Source organism: Fructobacillus apis (assembly GCF_023893635.1).
In the GTDB taxonomy this organism is placed as follows: domain Bacteria; phylum Bacillota; class Bacilli; order Lactobacillales; family Lactobacillaceae; genus Fructobacillus; species Fructobacillus apis.
The window spans coordinates 42519-59980 of record NZ_JAMWYK010000003.1 but is presented as its reverse complement, the minus strand read 5'-3'; the positions used below and the strand labels follow the sequence as shown (position 1 = coordinate 59980).

Sequence of the window (17462 nt, the reverse complement as noted above, 5' to 3'; positions counted from 1 at the left end):
AAATACATGGCATTAACACCTGATGAAATTTTGAACCACGAATTCACTCGCAAGGGTTCCCGTGCGTACGTTGCTCGCGAAGTTGATTCATTCTTGGATGAAGTGAACAACGATTACCGTTCACTCATTGCCGATTTCGAACAATTGCAAAAGCAATCACGTCAGCAACAAGAACGCATCAATGAATTGGAAGGCCAAAAGGACCAAGTGAACGAATCAATCATGTTCGCCCAATCCGCTGCTTCACGTCTCCGTTCTGAAACGGAAGAAGAAGTGAAGGCGCAATTGGAAAAGGCAAATCAAGAAGCCAAGGACATCGTCGACGAAGCCCGCAACAAGGCTGAATCCGAATCAAAGCGCCTGGCTCAAGAAAACGTTGACTTGATTGATGAACAAAACCGCTTGCGCGAAAAGGTTGTTTCATTCAAGGAATCATTCATCGAATTGATCGACCAACAAAAGGCCCTCTTGTCAGAAGATAAGTTGGCTGAAGCGGTCGAAGCCTTGCCTGCCTCAGAATTGTCACAAGGTGTCTTGGACGAAGCCCCTGCAGATGACAAGGACGGTGAAAAGACGTCTTTGCCCACGGACTTGGATTCCGTCCCCGACTTTGCAAAGGGCCCAATCCAAAAGAAGGACAACCAAGAAGACGCTGAATCAGCTGAAAAGCCAGAAGACCCAACGGTTGTTGTCTTCCCTGACTCAGAAAAGAAATAAGTAATTCATCAAAAGACAAGTCAACACTTGAACATTGAAAGCGAGCCACGTCCGGTGAAAGGTGGTCAATCCATTCAAGTTGCGATATCACTTTTGAAAAACATCGACTGAATCCAGTAGGTTGGTGCGGTTTGACCCGTTATCGTCTCTTCGAGCACTGATTTTTTTCAGTGGAAGAATAGGTGGTACCACGTTCATTCGTCCTGTTTACCCTTTTGGGTAAGCAGGACTTTTTTGTTAAGTAGACTAGGAGTAGAAGATGAAGTACAAAGACACCCTTAATTTAGGAAAAACTGATTTTCCAATGCGTGGCTCTTTGCCAAAAACGGAACCAGTTCGTGAAGCGGCTTGGTTTGAAGAAGACCTTTACGGCCAACGTTTGGCTCAAAACGAACAAAAGCCACACTTTAACTTGCACGATGGCCCTCCATATGCCAACGGAAACATTCACCTTGGTCACGCCTTGAACAAGATTACCAAGGATATCATCGTTCGTTTCAAGAACATGAATGGTTTCTACGCCCCATACGTTCCAGGTTGGGATACGCACGGCTTGCCAATTGAACAACAACTGACAAAGGCTGGACACGACCGCAAGGCCATGCCAAAGGCCGAATGGCGTAACTTGGCCAAGGACTTCGCCTTGGAACAAGTCGCTAAGCAAAAGAAGGACTTCAAGCGCCTCGGTGTCTTAGCTGATTGGGACCACCCATACATCACCTTGCAACCGGAATTCGAAGCCGCTCAATTGCGCGTCTTCGGTGACATGGCCAAGAAGGGCTACATCTTCAAGGGTGCCAAGCCTGTTTACTGGTCATGGTCATCTGAATCTGCTTTGGCCGAAGCCGAAATCGAATACCACGACTTGAAGTCAACGTCACTCTTCTACGCCAACCAAGTGAAGGATGGTAAGGGTGTCTTGGACAACGACACTTATCTTGTTGTTTGGACGACGACGCCGTTTACGGTGACCGCTTCACGTGGTGTGACGGTCGGTGCGGATTTCGACTACGCTGTCGTAAAGCCTGCTGGTTCCGAAAAGAAGTACGTCGTTGCCAAGGAATTGCTCGAAAGCATCGCGCCTAAGTTCGGTTGGGACGACTACGAAATCGTCGCTGAACACAAGGGTTCTGAACTCGAAATGATCACGGCCTACCACCCATGGGACGAAGACGCCCAGGAATTGGTCATGGTCGGGGACCACGTCACGCTTGAATCTGGAACTGGTTTGGTCCACACGGCCCCTGGTTTTGGAGAAGACGATTACAACGTCTCAAAGGAATACGGCCTCGAAATCGCCGTTACGGTTGATGAGAAGGGAATGATGACGAAGTCTGCCGGTCCTGACTTTGAAGGCCGCTTCTACGACGACGTTGTCGGAACGGTCATCACGAAGTTGCAAGATGCCGGTCTCTTCCTTGCCAAGGAAAAGATCACGCACTCCTATCCATTTGACTGGCGTACGAAGAAGCCAATCATCTGGCGTGCCGTACCACAATGGTTCGCATCAATCGACAACTTCCGCCAAGACATCTTGGACCAATTGGACCAAGTGAACTTCTACCCAGGTTGGGGTCAGAAGCGTTTGGGTAACATGATTGCCGGTCGTGGTGACTGGGTGATCTCCCGTCAACGTGTCTGGGGTGTTCCGCTTCCAATCTTCTACGCCGAAGACGGCGAAGCCATCTTGGATGCCGACATCATCGAACACGTGGCCCAATTGGTCGAAAAGCACGGTTCAAACATTTGGTTTGAAAAGGATGCCAAGGACCTCTTGCCAGAAGGCTACACGAACGAACACTCACCAAACGGCATCTTCAAGAAGGAAGAAGACATCATGGATGTCTGGTTCGACTCCGGTTCTTCATGGAACGGTGTGCTTCGCACGCGTCCTCAGTTGGACTTCCCAGCCGATTTGTACCTCGAAGGTTCTGACCAATACCGTGGTTGGTTTAACTCATCGTTGATCACATCCGTTGCCGTAACGGGTCAAGCACCATACAAGAACTTGCTCTCCCAAGGATTCACTTTGGATGGTAAGGGAAACAAGATGTCCAAGTCCCTTGGAAACACGATTTCACCAGCTGAAGTCGGTGACCAACTCGGTGTTGAAATCCTCCGTTTGTGGACGATTTCCGTTGACACATCACAAGACATGCCGGTATCGCAAGAAATCTTGAAGCAGGTTGCGGACTCTTACCGTAAGGTTCGTAACACGATGCGTTTCTTGTTGGCCAACACGTCTGACTTTGACTATTCAAAGGACGCCGTACCATTCGAAAAGCGTTCCGCCCACGACCAGTACGCAACCGTCCTTTTGAACGACTTGGTTGCCGGCATGGAAGACGCCTACGACAACTACCGCTTCAACGACGTTTACTCCAAGTTGATCAACTTCATCAACGTGGACTTGTCCGCCTTCTACTTGGATATCGCCAAGGACGTGGTTTACGTCGAAGCGCCGAACTCAGAACTCCGTCGCTCCATGCAAACGGTCTTCTACGAAACGGTGACGGCTTTGACGAAGCTCATCTTGCCAGTCTTGCCACACATGGCCGAAGAAATCTGGTCATACTTGCCAGACGATTCAACGAAGTTTGCTTACTTGCAAGACATGCCTGAAGTGAAGGATATCCCTGAAGCTGAAGACATCAAGGCTAAGTGGCAAACGGTCATGGCCATCCGTTCGGCTGCCAACAAGGCAATCGAAGGGGCCCGTTCAGCCGACTTGATCGGAAAGAACGCCGAAGCAGCGATGACAATCTATTTGAACGAAGACCAGGAAAAGACGTTGTCCGACTTGCACGTCGACATGCGTTTGCTTTTGATGGTTTCTCAATTGACGATTGCTTCTGCTGATGAAGCGCCAGCTGACGCTGACAAGTTTGACGACATTGCCATGGTTGTCGAAAAGGCCCGCGGTGGTTTGTCACCACGTGACCGTCGCTACCACGAAGACCTCGGTGCCGATGCTGCCTTCCCTGAATTGGCCGCTTACGAAGCCAAGATCGTCCGTGACTTTTACCCCGAAGCCGTCGAAGAAGGTTTTGAAAAGTAAGATTAACTGGACTTTTACCAGAAATTAAGCGAAAATAAAAAGCATGTCAAGTAAAAACACTTGACATGCTTTTTGCCTTCTGGCATACTATATTTGTAAAGAAATTCGGAGGAAATTAATTATGTCTGTAAAGATTCGTTTGAAGCGCATGGGTGCTAAGAAGCGTCCTTTCTACCGTGTCGTTATTGCTGACTCACGTTCACCACGTGATGGTCGCTTTATCGAAACTGTTGGTACGTACAACCCAGTTGCACAACCACAAGAAGTAAAGTTGGACGAAGAAAAGATCATGTCATGGTTGGCCAATGGTGCACAACCATCAGACACGGTTCGTAACTTGTTGTCTAACGCTGGTATCATGGCTAAGTTTGCTGAAACGAAGTCAGGTAAGAAGCCTGCTGCTAAGAAGGCTTCAAAGCCAGCCAAGAAGGCTGCTGCTAAGCCAGCTGCTAAGAAGGAAGAAGCAGCTGATTCATCTTCAAAGCCAACGACTAAGAACACGGTCGCTGAAATCAAGGCTTACTTGGACGCCCAAGGTACTAAGTACGCATCATCAGCTAAGAAGGCTGACTTGTTGGACTTGGTTTAATCTAAGCTTTTAAAAACTACCATTTTGGTAGTTTTTTTATTTGGAAAAGTCACGGGCGAGGGCACGTTATTTTACCCGGCTTTTAAGCCGAATAATTTGCTATAATAGGTGCTATGGAAAACACAAATTACTTTAAAATTGGAACCATTGTGAACACCCACGGAATCCGCGGGGAACTCAAGGTTAAGGCCATCACGGACTTTGCGGAAGAACGCTTCAGCAAGGGGGCCGTGGTCTTTCGGAAGGATAGCAACGGTTACGTTGCCGAAACCATGGAAAAGGCACGCATGCACAAGGGCATGTGGTTATTGACTTTTGTAGGGGTAACAAACATCAACGACGTTGAAGCCTTCAAGGGACAAGACCTCTTTGTGTCTGAAGACGACCGCAAGGAACTGGAAGACGGCGAATACTACTACTCCGAAATCATCGGCTGCGAAGTGCAAGACGAAGCAGGAGAAGTGATTGGTTCCGTTAAGGAAATCATGGAAACCGGTGCCAACGACGTTTGGATCGTCAAGCGTCCCTCCGGTAAGGACGCCTTGATTCCCGTTATTCCTGACGTGGTGAAGGAAGTGGATGTCGACAACCAAAAGATCGTCATCGACGTATTAGAAGGATTGCTAGATTAATGAAAATCGACGTACTCTCACTATTCCCGGACATGTTTGCACCAATGAAGCAGTCCATCATCGGAAAGGCCATCGACCGAGGCGCTTTGGACTTTGATGTGACCGATTTCCGGGACTACACAACAAACAAGCACAACAACGTGGATGACTACCCATTCGGTGGTGGTGCGGGGATGTTGCTCACGCCACAGCCCATCTTTGACGCCATGGAAGCCGTTAAGGAAAAGTCAGCAGACAAGACGACCGGTCACGTGGTGCTCTTGGACCCAGCCGGTAAGAAGTTCGACCACACCGACGCCGAACGCCTGGCCCAATACGACCACTTGACCTTTGTCTGTGGCCACTACGAGGGTTACGACGAACGCATCAAGACCTTGGTCGACGAAGAGCTTTCACTCGGTGACTACGTGTTGACCGGTGGGGAACTTGGGGCCATGGTCATGATTGACGCGACCGTGCGCTTCATGCCGGATGTTTTGGGAAACCGGGAATCAGCCTCTGGTGATTCTTTCCAGGACAACCTCTTGGAGTACCCACAGTACACACGTCCCGCGGACTTCCGTGGAATGAAGGTGCCGGATGTGTTGATTTCCGGTAACCACGGCAAGATTGCCGAATGGCGGTTGAAGGAGTCTTTGCGTAAGACCTACCTGCGCCGTCCTGACTTATTAGAAGGCCGTCAGTTCTCAAAGGAAGAACGCGACCTGTTAGACGACATTAAGACTGAAGAAGCCGACAAGAACTAGTGCTTCTTCTTGGGGGATGAAAGATGGAATTAGAATTTTTAGGGACCGGATCCGGTCAGCCATCCAAATTTCGAAACGTAGCCAGCATTGCGATGAAACTGCTAGACGAGCGAAACGCCGTCTGGCTTTTTGACGTTGGGGAAGCCACCCAGCACCAAATCTTAAAGACGACCATTCGTCCTCGCAAGATTGAAAAAATCTTCATCTCCCACTTGCACGGTGACCACATCTTTGGCCTGCCTGGTTTGCTTTCTTCCCGTTCCTTCCAAGGCGCCGACAAGAACGAACCGTTGACCATTTACGGTCCCAAGGGCTTGAAGTCCTTTGTGAACACGGCACTTCGTGTATCCGAAACGCACCTGTCTTACCCGATTCACTTCGTTGAAATCGAAGCGGGAACGATTTTTGAAGACGAGACCTTCAAGGTTGTGGCCGAACCACTCCGTCACCGGATGGAAGCCTGGGGCTTCCGCGTGGAAGAAAAGCCACACGCCGGCGAGCTCTTGATTGACAAGGTGAAGGCCGACAACATTCCGTCCGGTCCCGTCTACGGTCAGTTGAAGGCTGGTGAAACGGTGACCTTGGCCGACGGCCGCACCGTGAACGGAAAAGACTACCTCGGACCCGCCCAACCAGGGCGTGTCATCGCCATCATCTTTGATACGATGCCGACCGAAGGAGCCAAGATTTTGGCCAAGGACGCCGACGTTTTGGTTCACGAATCAACGTACGGTGTCTCAAAGGACGAGGGGAAGATGGCCCGCGCCCACGGTCACTCAACGACCCGTGACGCCGCCAAGTTGGCCCAGGAGATGGGCGTGAAGAAGTTGGTTCTGACGCACATCTCAGCGCGTTACATCGGACCACTCTTGAAGAAGTTCATCTCGGATGCCAACAAACTCTTCAACAACACCTATGTCGCCCGCGATATGGACGTCATCGATGTGCCATTTACAAAGGAGTCCCATGAGTAGAAAGTGGCAAGAACAAGAAAAGCCGGATAGCCAAAAGATTCAGGCGTTAAAAGACCCCTTGGGTCTTGGGCCAGTCACGGCAGGCTTCTTGGTGCAAAAGGGCATCGACACGGTCAAGAAGGCGGAAGCCTTCCTGCACCCAAGCTTTGACCAGTTGCACGATCCAGCTGACTTTTACCAAATGGACCAGGCGGTCGAACGAATCCAAGAAGGGGTGTTCTCCGGCGAGACCATTCTGGTCTACGGGGATTACGACGTCGACGGTCTGACGTCCACGACGATCATGACCGAAGCGTTAACCTCTCTTGGGGCCGACGTGGTTCCTTATATTCCAAACCGTTTTAACGACGGTTACGGACCCAACCAGGAAACCTACAAGCGCTTGATTGAAGAGACCGGCGCCACGTTGATCATCACGGTCGACAACGGGGTTTCTGGAAAAGAGCCAATCGCCTGGGCCAAGGAACAGGGCGTCGACGTGGTCGTGACCGACCACCACGCCTTGCCCGACGAACTGCCCGACGCAGTTGCCGTTGTGCACCCAAGACATCCAGAAGGAAAGTACGGATTTGGCGATTTGTCCGGAGCCGGGGTTGCCTTCAAGGTGGCCCAGGCCGTCCTGCAAGACGGCATGCCCGCCGAGGATTTGTCTGATTTGCCAATCGAGTTCTTTGACCTGGTTGCCATGGGCGCCATCGCCGACGTCGTGTCTTTGACCGATGAGAACCGGGCCTTTGTGACCTGGGGATTGAAAGAGATTGAAAACAACCCACGGCCTGGAATCGCGGCCCTCTTGAAAGGGGCCAAGCACCAGGCCGGCGACCGCGTCTTAGCGGAGACCGTCGGCTTCAAGCTGGCACCCCGTCTGAACGCCATCGGTCGTTTGGGGGATGGATCGCTTGGACTGAAGTTGCTGATGACAAAGGACCCAGACGAGGCCAAGGTACTCGCCAAGCAGGTCGAAGAAATCAACGACCAACGCCGCGAGATTTCAGACAAGGTCTTCAAGGAAGCGAAGGAACAGGCGCTCTCGCCTGAGATGGCCGACCAACCCTTGCTCTTTGTTGCCGGTGAGGACTGGCACCAGGGTATCCTTGGTATCGTTGCGGCCCGCTTGACGGACGTCGTCTGCAAGCCCGTTGTCGCCCTCACACACGTGGATGGCCTCTATAAGGGCTCAGGACGTTCCTATGGCGACTTTGACCTGCATGCCTTCCTAGGAGACTTCCAAGACGATTACGCGTCTTATGGAGGCCATGCGGGCGCTCTTGGGATTGCCATCGAGGAAGACAAACTCGAGACGGTCCGGAAGCGGGTAAAGGAAGCGGGGTCGGGTCTGACTTTTGAAGCCGAACCACTCGCCGTCTCATTGATGGTGGACCCGGGGATGTTGACTAAGGACTTCTACGAACAGTTGGAAGTCTTGGAACCCTTCGGCCAGGGCAACAGCCAGCCAATCCTTGGCTTGAAGCGGGTTGCTTTGACCGCCACGTCCACGATGGGGAAGGAAAAGCAGCACCTGAAGCTCGCCTTCAACGGGGGACAAGGGCCGGTCGAGGCCTTAGTTTTCAACAACGCCGAACTAGCGGCGGAAGGCGAAGGTCAAAAGCAGGCCGACATGGCCGGTAAGTTGGGTGTGAACACCTTTGCCGGACGCACGCGCCTGCAACTGCTGTTGGAAGACGTTGCATTCCCAGCAGGTGGTGCGAACACGAGCGCTGCTGGACAGGGCGTACAGGCTACTGGTCAACAGGCTGCCGGCAACGCCAATGCTGGGAACGGCAAAAAGGCGAATAAGGCCAACCCAGCCGCTAGCGGCAAAAGCCGGGTGCTTCAGGCCAGTCAGGCCGAGTTCGCCCAGGTCTACAAGTACCTCTACGTTCACCAGGAAATGAACTTGGTGGACAACCTGAAGCAGGTGCTTTTGGAAGTGAAAATCGAAGAACAACAATTTAAATTGATGATTCAGGTCTTTTTGGACCTCGGATTTGTTAAAATGGAAGCTGGACGCGTCCTTTGCATTAAACAAGCGCAAAAAAAGGCGCTGTCTGAGTCAAGGACATACCAGCGTTATTTTGCCGGTTAAACCGGTTAGAAGGAAACACTATGACTAAGATTGATTTACATGACTACGTGGCTTCCGTTCAGGATTATCCTGAACCAGGCGTCACTTTCCGTGACATTTCACCTTTAATGGGGGATGGAAAAGCTTACAAGGAAGCCATTAACCAAATCGTTGACTTTGCCGAACACTTGGACGTCGATTTGATTGCGGGTCCCGAATCACGTGGCTTCATTGTGGGATCACCATTGGCCTACTCAATGGGCATCGGCTTCGTGCCAGCCCGTAAGGTTGGAAAGTTGCCACGGAAGGCCGTTTCCGCGTCTTACACGTTGGAATACGGTGGCGTGAACACGCTTGAAATCCACGAAGACGCCATCAAGCCGGGTCAACGCGTGTTGATCGTTGATGACTTGTTGGCAACGGGTGGTACGATTAACGCCACGCGTCAAATTATTGAAGAGCTCGGTGGGGTGGTCGCAGGTGTGGCCTTCATCATCGAACTCGAGGACTTGCATGGTCGTGAAAAGATCATGGAAGCCGGCGAAGTGCCATTCTTGGCATTGATGGAATACTAATCAAAAGGATTGAACGTTTTAGGGAGCGGCAGAATGGACAACATCTTTACGGTTATCATCGTTATTAATTCCGTACTGGCCATTTTGACCGTCTTCCGCGAACCACGCGATATCGCCGCGACATGGGCATGGATACTCTTACTGTTGTTCCTGCCCGTCATCGGCTTTATCCTGTACTCCTTTGCGGGACGAAAGCTGCCTCACCGGCGGCTTTTTGCGTATATGGACCAGGACGCGTCGGAGATGGAAAACTTGATTCAACGACTGGTCAAGGAGGGGCCTGGGCCTTCACTGGAAAAACGCGCTGACGCGCTTTCCAGGTCCGCCCGTTCCTTAATCACGCTCTTCCAACGGATCAACCAGACGCCGCTCGCCACGAACAATAACGTGAAGGTGCTGACGTCCGGCCAACGTTTCTTCGAAGAGCTGAAGGAAACCCTGCGTTCCGCTAAGGAAACCATCAACATCGAGTTTTACACCTTTTACGGCGACGAGCTTGGATGTGAGATACGCGACATTTTGGTGGAGCGTGCCAAGGCGGGCGTGGACGTTCACGTGCTGTACGACTCCTTAGGCTCCGTCGGTACGACGGGCCGTTTTTTCAAGCCCTTAAAGGACGTCGGTGGGCATGCCAGTTCCTTCCTTCACCGCCGCTTCAACCTCATCAACTTCCAGCTGAACTTCCGTGATCACCGCAAGATTGTCGTCGTCGACGGTCGCGTCGGCTTTGTCGGCGGCTTCAACATCGGTGACCAGTACCTCGGTCGCAAGAAGAAGTTCGGCCACTGGCGTGACACGCACCTGAAGGTGAGCGGTTCTGCCGTCTACTACCTCCAGGCCCACTTCCTTTTGGACTGGAACGCGTCAGCCGTCAAAGAACGGATGGCCGTCACCAAGCGTCTCTACTTCCCCGATTTGGAGGAGGCACGCCAAGGTGACACCAACATGCAAATCGTCACCTCCGGACCCGATTCCGACGACGAGCAAATCAAGATGGGGTACATCCGCCTGATTCAGCTGGCCAAAAAACGCTGCTGGATTCAGACGCCCTACTTGATTCCAGACGATTCCACGATTGATGCGCTCCGTATCGCTGCCAACTCCGGTGTCGACGTTCGCATCATGATTCCTTGTATGCCGGACCACATGTTCGTCTACCGCGCCACGCAGTACTTCGCCTGGCAGCTGGCTAAGGACGGCATCAAGGTCTACACCTACCAGAACGGCTTCCTCCACGCCAAGACGATGGTCGTGGACGACCACCTCGCCTCGGTCGGGTCGGCCAACTTCGATTTCCGCTCCTTCAAGCTGAACTTCGAGGTGAACGCCTTCTTGTACGACAAGGACGTGGTTGAAACGCTGGCCGAACGCTACGAGCACGACATGAAGCAGTCGAAGCTGCAGACGGTCGAAGGCTTTGAAAAGCAATCACGCTGGATGATTTTCAAGCAGTACGCTTCACGCTTGCTTTCACCGATTCTGTAAATTTTATGAAAACAAAAAGAACCCCAATCCTGGGGTTCTTTTTTTATTACGACTTAATTGGCGCTGTAGACGGCGTCTTTGAAAGAGTCGAAGCTGTGGTAGTTTTGGTTGAGCCCGTCCGGTAGGCTGTACTCGGCGTTCTGCCAAAATTTTTTCGAGTTCGTCGCGCCGTTCTCTTCGCCAATCACGATTAGTTCGAAGGGAAGGCCGGATTCGCGCAGGTCCTGCAGAATCTGCCAGTCGACCTCGTTTCCGTTTGGAACCCAGGCCATCAAGAAGACGGGGAGGGCGTCCTTGTCACCGTTTTGAACGAGCTGGATTTCCTCACGGACCGCTTCGTCGGCCGAGGCCTTTTCGACGGTCGTCCACGGACTCGGCACTTCGATGTCCTGGCCAACCCAGTCGAGTGTGTCAACGGGCTTAGCGTCCACGCCGATGACCTGGAGACCGGCCGACAAGGCGGCGTTTCCCGCACAGAGCTCGACGAGTTCGCGGCCCTTCAAGTGGGTCTTCAAGTCGGCCAGGAAGTCTTGGTTTGGCAAGAACCAAATCCCGTGCTCGTTCACCATGGTCTCCCGCAGGTCCGACATGACCTCGTCGAAGGGCAGCCACTCGGGATGGCGCATCAACTCGTCTGCCGAATAGTCGACTCGAGGCAGGTCGTGACTGGGCAATTGGCGATTAGCCAGCCCCGCGAGGACGCCCTCAATCGTTGTCGTTTTTGCCAAAAGTTCCGGTTCGGAAGCGTAGCGTTTTTTCAGCTGAAAAAAATCCTCTTTTGTTATCACAAAAAAATTCCCTTCTTGTCATTGTTTCGACACGGTCCTCTGGTAAAGTAGTAAGAAAAGGCTCTCTAGGAGTGGTATACCATGCCCCCATTTCACCTCACGCAATCCAGTTGGGACCCCGCGTTGGCCCCGCTCTTGCCCGATGAATACCAAGAAAATGTTCAACTCTTTTTAGACAAAATCTATGCGGATGCCACGCCAACCTATCCCGCGCGCGAGAACGTCTTCAAGGCCCTCCAGTCCTGCCCGCTGGACCAGTGCAAGGTCGTCATCCTAGGTCAGGATCCCTACCACCAACCCGGTCAGGCACAAGGTCTTTCCTTCTCCGTTCCCGACGGCATGAAAACCCCGCCCTCCCTGCGTAACATCCTCCAGGAGGTCGGCGAAGATCTCGGTTCCATCCGCATGGGCCAAGACCTCACCTCCTGGTCCGAGCAAGGGGTACTGCTTCTAAACGCTGTCCTGACCGTCAAGGACTCCTCGGCCAACAGCCACAAGGGTCAAATCTGGGAAACGCTCACCGACGCCGTCATTAAAGCAGCCGCCGAAGATTCCCGTCCCAAGGTCTTCATCCTCTGGGGCAAGTCCGCTCAGGACAAGAAGAAGCTCATCGACGAGAACAAACACCTCGTCATCGAATCCGTTCACCCGAGCCCGCTTTCCGCCTACCGCGGCTTCTTCGGCTCCAAGCCTTTTTCCCGCGCCAACGCCTTCTTAGAATCACAGGGCGAAGACCCGATTGACTGGTTGAGCTAAGGAAAGCTGACAGGCGAATGGTTAATCGGCTGAGCAAGGGCGTCGACGCTTTTTTGAAATCGTTGATCAGCACATGAATTCAGCGGGCCAGTTCGCCCGGTAAGCACCCGATTTTTGTTATACTTTTAAGGTATAAAAAAGAGATTTTAATGAGAAGGAGCCTCACATGGCATTATTTGATGAATTGAAAAACAAAGTTGCAGGACAAGACCTTCACCTGGTCTTCCCGGAAGGGGATGACCCCCGCGTCTTGAAGGCCGTTGTTCGCTTGGTCGAAGATCAATTGATTCAGGCGACGGTCCTTGGTGACGAAAAAGCGATTGCTGAAACGGCGGCTGAAGTTGGCGTTTCAACGGACGCCCTCACGGTCATCAACCCAGCGACGGTTGACGAAGGCAAGAAGGCCGAAATGGTCGCCGCCTTGGTTGAACGCCGCAACGGCAAGACCGACGAAGAAACGGCCGCAAAGTGGCTTCAAAACGTGAACTACTTCGGAACGATGATGGTTCAAATGGGCCAGGCCGACGGAATGGTTTCCGGTGCCGCCCACGCAACCGGAGACACTGTGCGCCCCGCCTTGCAGTTGATCAAGACGGAACCGGGTTCAAAGCGCATCTCCGGTGCCTTCTTCTTGCAAAAGGGCGACCAACGCTACGTCTTTGCTGACTGTGCCATTAACATCGAATTGGACGCCGAAACGATGGCCACGGTTGCCATCCAATCCGCCAAGACCGCCAAGGCCTTCGGCGTTGATCCTAAGATCGCCATGCTTTCCTTCTCAACGAAGGGCTCAGCCAAGGGTGAAATGGTCGACAAGGTCGCAGAAGCAACCAAGTTGGCCAAGGAAATGGCGCCTGAATTAGCCGATTCGATCGACGGTGAATTGCAGTTCGACGCCGCCTTCGTTGAAAGTGTTGGTGCTGCCAAGGCACCCGAATCAAAGGTTGCCGGCCACGCCAACGTCTTCGTCTTCCCTAGTTTGGAAGCCGGAAACATCGGTTACAAGATTGCCCAACGCCTCGGGGACTTCGAAGCCATGGGGCCAATCCTCCAAGGGTTGGCCAAGCCGGTTTCTGACCTCTCACGTGGTTGTTCAGAAGAAGACGTTTACAAGGTGGCCATCATCACGGCCGTGCAAGCCTTGGAACAAAAGGAAGCCTAAGCAACGGTTAAAGCTCGGCGCGCCGTTTCTTTTGAGCGTCGATTAAAGCACGGTGGGGCTTTTAATCCCAGCAGACACCCGGACCTGACGAAAGGAGGCCCTTCATGAACATCTTTTTAAATAGCGGCCTCTACGACAGCAACTCCGGTGTGGAACATGCGCAGTTCTACCGAATGAAAGCCTTCCAAGGGATTGGTGAACCGGTCAAGTTGGTTTACTCCGCGCTCTTGCCGAAACTCCACGAGCACATGGCGCTCTTCGACTTGAAGGAAGAGCAGGTGTTAAACCTGTACGACTGGGCCATGGCCGATGATCCCGACCAGTATTTACGGTCGGGTCTGACTGGAACAGAAAGAGCAGACTACAAGCGCGAAGTCGTCAAGGACTTCACGCAGACCAACCGCACCGTCACCGAACAGGCGACGGGTGGGTACACCATCGTGCGCCGCAAGGAAAAGGTTTACCGTGAGGACAAGAAGCTCTACCTCGTCTCTGACGCTCAGGTCGAGCTGAGCCGTGGTGACCGTCGTTTGAGCTGGTCCTACGACCGCTTGCTGGACGACAAGGTGATGGTTGCCATCCACCTCGAGAACTTCTGCGGGCAGGATTACTACTTCCAGAACTTCTACGAGCTCTTGTCCTTCTTCATGGGCGCCCTCGAGAAGGCCTTCGGACCCGCCACCTACTTCTTGGACCGCGAACGGGACTACGACGAGTACCTGGTTCAAAAAAAGCAAGAGGGGGCGGACAACCGACTCGTCTCCGTCATCCACGCCGGGCACCGGGTTGAACAGGTGGGCGGCCGTCAGGTTTTCAACCAGTTCTACCAGTTTGTTCTGGACCACGCGGATGCCTACGACAAGATCGTCGTGGCCACGAAGCGTCAGGCTGCTGACCTGAAAGAGGATCTGGGCGAGCGCCTGGGCAAAACGCGGGCGGAAAACTTGGTGGCTGCGCTACCGGTCGGCTTTGTGGCAGACCAAGTAGACCGGCCAACTGACCAGTTAGTATACTCAAGACCTCGTTTTGAAACGGATCCGCTTCACCTCGTCACGGCTTCGCGCCTGCACCAGGAAAAGCACATCGACCAGTTGATCGATGTGGTGGCCAAACTGAAAGATCAAGAAGTTGCCGCCAAACTGACCATCTTCGGTCGCGGCCCTGAAAAGGAAGCCTTGGAAGGGCAGGTTGAAAAGGCCGGACTTCAAGAAGAGGTCGTCTTTGCCGGTGTCTCTGATAACCTGGAAGACGACTTTGCCGAATACGATTGCTACGTTTCAGCCTCTTACTCCGAAGGATTTGGTCTGACCTACCTGGAGGCCATGAACGCTGGCCTTCCAGTGGTGACCTATGCTAACGAGTACGGCGCCAAGGAACTCATCGACAGTGGAAAAAACGGCCTTTTGGTTGCGTTTTCCAAAGATGAGGAGAATCGAGAGGCCAATGTTTCGGGGATGGTACAGGCCCTGCTGGAAGCGCGAGCTCAACTAGCCGACCTGCAAGAAGGTGCTTTTAAAAGCGTTAAAGCCTATGGACTCAGCAAAGTTCAAAAGAGCTGGCAAAAGCTCTTAGCCGAAATCAAAAAGGGGGACAATCATGCAAATTCAGTTGATTGATTCCCTGGACCAAAACCGCAAGCCCGAAGTGGCCTGGCAGATCGATCAAGTGAAGAGCGGTCAGTCCGATGAGCTCTGGATCGCCACGCCACACGAAAACGCCGTGGCCATCTGTGAGGACCTGGGGCTTTCCCTAGATAAGGTCGTCGACATGGCCAGCCGGACCCGCCTGTCTGACATGCCAAAGGGGAAGGGGTACTTCCTCTTTGACCTGCCCGTTCCAAACGACGGCCAAATGACCTTCGAAAAGGACGGCACGGTCAGCTTGATGAGCAAAGGCGTTCGGATGGCAAACATCGTCTTGTTCTCCGGTTCTTCCTACCTGGTGCAGGCCATCTCCTGGCTGACACCATCCGGTGCTGTCAGCCGAAAGGTCGTCTACCAGAAAAACGGCCAGATCTTCTGTCGACAGTACTTCAACCGTGGCAGCCTCCTCGAATCCGACTACTACTTCGGACAGGAGGAAGCCCCGGTCAAGGACTATTACTTCAACGGTCGGCGAAACTTCTCGTCTGTCTTTGGCGAGGACTATCCAAGCTTTGAAGCGGGTCTCCAAGACTACTTGAGCGAAAGCGCGTCTGATGACGAGATTGTGGTCACCGAACCCCATCGTCTGGCCACCTTGGTACAAAAGATGGTGCTGGCATGCCCAGAGGGCGTTTTCGATGCTGACGGCAGGTTAAAGGAAGCCATCGCCATGATGATTGAAAACGACCAGCACCCGGTGAAAGAAATTTGGCTGGGCGGGCGTGACTTTGACAGCCTAAAAAGCCAAGATTACCCCTTAAGCAAAGTAAAGAAACACGATTTTCATGCCTGATTTTTTCAGGCGTACATAGAAATAAAGAGAGATACACCCATGGCTATCACCATCATGCCTTCCTGGGGCGACAACTACCAGGTTCAAAAACAAGACAACGAGCAAGCAATTGTCTCACTCTTGCAAGAACAAGAGGAGCTCTTTTTGCTCATCACGTCCTACCAGCCCAAGCTAAAGACCAGCTTGAACGAACAAAAGCTTGGCGGCACACCTTACTGGACGGCCTTTGACGCCCTCCAACGCGTCACGTTAAAGGACAAAAAACCGCTCCAAGTCGACCATCTGACCTGGCCCGAAAACGCCCACTTCATCCGCCTCTTCGACCGCATCGTCGTCTTGGCCGACAACAAGCTCTACGCCAACATCTTCTTTACCTACCCAAAGGGTGACCAGATTGACCGCGTCGACCTGATGGAAGGTGGGGAGCTCAAGCAACAACTCACCATCGACGACCGTGGCTTTGTTTCCCGCGTTGTCCTGTTTGAGGGCGGCCAACCGCAAGCCATCCACTACCTCAGCCAGGGTGGTTTCGTCGTCGCCAAGGAGAACTTTGCCTCCGGTGTCACCCAGGCCCTCTTACCCGACGGGCAGGAGAAGACCTACGCCTCTATGAACGCGCTCATCGATGAGCTCACGCTCGCCTATTTGAACGCTGAACAAAACGAGCAGCTCCTCGTCTTTGACTCCGAACAAAACTGGCGCGTCATGCAGCAGGCCAGCGTCGACCACGTTGCCTACTGGCTGCCTGAGACGAACCTTCCGGTTGAAAAGGCGGAGCAGCTGCAGGGCATGAAAAACATCACGACCCTTTCCAGCCAGGCAAACGGATCCGTGGACACGCTGCTGTCACCATATTCCGTGCCGGCCAAGCCGGTCGCTCACCCACGCGACCAGGAGCTCATCTATATAAAGCTCGGCGACATGGCCCAGGACCAGCAAGAAACTTTGGTCGAACAAGCCTTCTTCCTGGCTACGAAGGTCGATAACCGCACCTTCATCTTTGAAAGTCACAACGCCAACCTCGAACTTGAGGCCAAACTAAACGACATGGTTCAGGCACGCAGCCAAGCCTTCCACTGGGAAGACGGCCAAGACGCCGTGCTTCGAGCCCGCTTCGTCTTCTTGATGCAACAACGACCTGAACAGCGTGATAACTACTTTAAAACCTGCTCGGCCTACGTTGACCTGTCAGAAGAACCATCCTTGCAAGCCCTGGCCCAGGCCACGGCCTACGCCTTGCCGGTCTTAACCAAGGGGCAAAACGTTTACCAACAGCCCGTCTACTTGGATCAAACAGCGGGTCAGAGCTTTGAAACGGCACTGGTCGACCTGCTCGAAAAGGCCAAAGACGATGACTTCAAGCAAGAATTGAACGAGAAGCGTGCCAACTTCACACCAGAAAAGCTACAGGCTGCCTGGCAACACGCATTAAAGATTGAAAACGAACAGCCCGCTGTTCAGAACCACTAATTGAGGGAG

At 52.9% G+C, this 17462-nt stretch carries 15 protein-coding genes; 14 read left to right on the top strand and 1 reads right to left on the bottom strand.

The window, feature by feature from the left end:
- The first annotated feature begins 6 nt into the window (after positions 1 to 6).
- The 9 genes from NFX39_RS03770 (at position 7) to cls (ending at position 10841) form a co-directional block, all read left to right on the top strand.
- The gene (locus NFX39_RS03770) at positions 7 to 717 is read left to right on the top strand and encodes a DivIVA domain-containing protein (protein WP_252443145.1); all 711 of its coding nucleotides are present in this window, start codon (positions 7 to 9) and stop codon (positions 715 to 717) included.
- A gap of 259 nt (positions 718 to 976) precedes the next feature.
- Positions 977 to 3775 carry an isoleucine--tRNA ligase gene (ileS, locus tag NFX39_RS03765; RefSeq protein ID WP_252443143.1) on the top strand — a complete coding sequence of 933 codons (2799 nt, stop codon included), beginning with the start codon at positions 977 to 979 and terminating at the stop codon, positions 3773 to 3775.
- Positions 3776 to 3896: 121 nt separating this feature from the next.
- Positions 3897 to 4364, top strand: a complete 468-nt coding sequence (gene rpsP / locus NFX39_RS03760) for a 30S ribosomal protein S16 (RefSeq protein WP_252443141.1) — start codon at positions 3897 to 3899, stop codon at positions 4362 to 4364.
- A 113-nt stretch (positions 4365 to 4477) separates the two neighbouring features.
- A complete protein-coding gene (gene rimM / locus NFX39_RS03755) occupies positions 4478 to 4996 on the top strand; it encodes a ribosome maturation factor RimM (RefSeq protein ID WP_252443139.1) in 519 nt (172 codons plus the stop codon).
- A complete protein-coding gene (trmD, locus tag NFX39_RS03750; RefSeq protein ID WP_252443137.1) occupies positions 4996 to 5742 on the top strand; it encodes a tRNA (guanosine(37)-N1)-methyltransferase TrmD in 747 nt (248 codons plus the stop codon). Before rimM ends, trmD begins: the two co-directional genes overlap by 1 nt.
- 23 nt (positions 5743 to 5765) lie before the next feature.
- Complete coding sequence (gene rnz / locus NFX39_RS03745; protein ID WP_252443135.1) at positions 5766 to 6716, top strand: ribonuclease Z; 951 nt, start codon at positions 5766 to 5768, stop codon at positions 6714 to 6716.
- Entirely contained in the window at positions 6709 to 8802 is a 2094-nt protein-coding gene (gene recJ / locus NFX39_RS03740; RefSeq protein WP_252443133.1) for a single-stranded-DNA-specific exonuclease RecJ, read from the top strand. The genes rnz and recJ overlap by 8 nt, the downstream gene beginning before the upstream one ends.
- Before the next feature lie 20 nt (positions 8803 to 8822).
- Positions 8823 to 9356, top strand: coding sequence for an adenine phosphoribosyltransferase (locus NFX39_RS03735; RefSeq protein ID WP_252443131.1), 534 nt, complete (start codon positions 8823 to 8825; stop codon positions 9354 to 9356).
- 33 nt (positions 9357 to 9389) lie between these two features.
- The gene (gene cls, locus NFX39_RS03730; protein WP_252443129.1) at positions 9390 to 10841 is read left to right on the top strand and encodes a cardiolipin synthase; all 1452 of its coding nucleotides are present in this window, start codon (positions 9390 to 9392) and stop codon (positions 10839 to 10841) included.
- Positions 10842 to 10894: 53 nt separating this feature from the next.
- On the opposite strand, the gene NFX39_RS03725 is transcribed toward cls, so the two are convergent.
- A complete protein-coding gene (locus NFX39_RS03725; RefSeq protein WP_252443127.1) occupies positions 10895 to 11569 on the bottom strand; it encodes an SAM-dependent methyltransferase in 675 nt (224 codons plus the stop codon).
- A gap of 141 nt (positions 11570 to 11710) precedes the next feature.
- On the opposite strand from NFX39_RS03725, the gene NFX39_RS03720 reads away from it, so the two are divergent.
- From NFX39_RS03720 to asp1, 5 genes are all read left to right on the top strand, one after another.
- Entirely contained in the window at positions 11711 to 12385 is a 675-nt protein-coding gene (locus NFX39_RS03720; protein WP_252443125.1) for a uracil-DNA glycosylase, read from the top strand.
- A 166-nt stretch (positions 12386 to 12551) separates the two neighbouring features.
- Positions 12552 to 13547: a phosphate acetyltransferase gene (gene pta / locus NFX39_RS03715; protein ID WP_252443123.1), complete on the top strand. Its 996-nt coding sequence runs from the start codon at positions 12552 to 12554 to the stop codon at positions 13545 to 13547.
- Between the two features lie 104 nt (positions 13548 to 13651).
- Positions 13652 to 15163 carry a glycosyltransferase gene (locus NFX39_RS03710; RefSeq protein ID WP_252443121.1) on the top strand — a complete coding sequence of 504 codons (1512 nt, stop codon included), beginning with the start codon at positions 13652 to 13654 and terminating at the stop codon, positions 15161 to 15163.
- The gene (locus NFX39_RS03705; RefSeq protein WP_252443119.1) at positions 15144 to 15983 is read left to right on the top strand and encodes a hypothetical protein; all 840 of its coding nucleotides are present in this window, start codon (positions 15144 to 15146) and stop codon (positions 15981 to 15983) included. The genes NFX39_RS03710 and NFX39_RS03705 overlap by 20 nt, the downstream gene beginning before the upstream one ends.
- Positions 15984 to 16022: 39 nt before the next feature.
- The gene (gene asp1 / locus NFX39_RS03700; RefSeq protein ID WP_252443117.1) at positions 16023 to 17453 is read left to right on the top strand and encodes an accessory Sec system glycosyltransferase Asp1; all 1431 of its coding nucleotides are present in this window, start codon (positions 16023 to 16025) and stop codon (positions 17451 to 17453) included.
- The last annotated feature ends 9 nt before the right edge of the window (positions 17454 to 17462 follow it).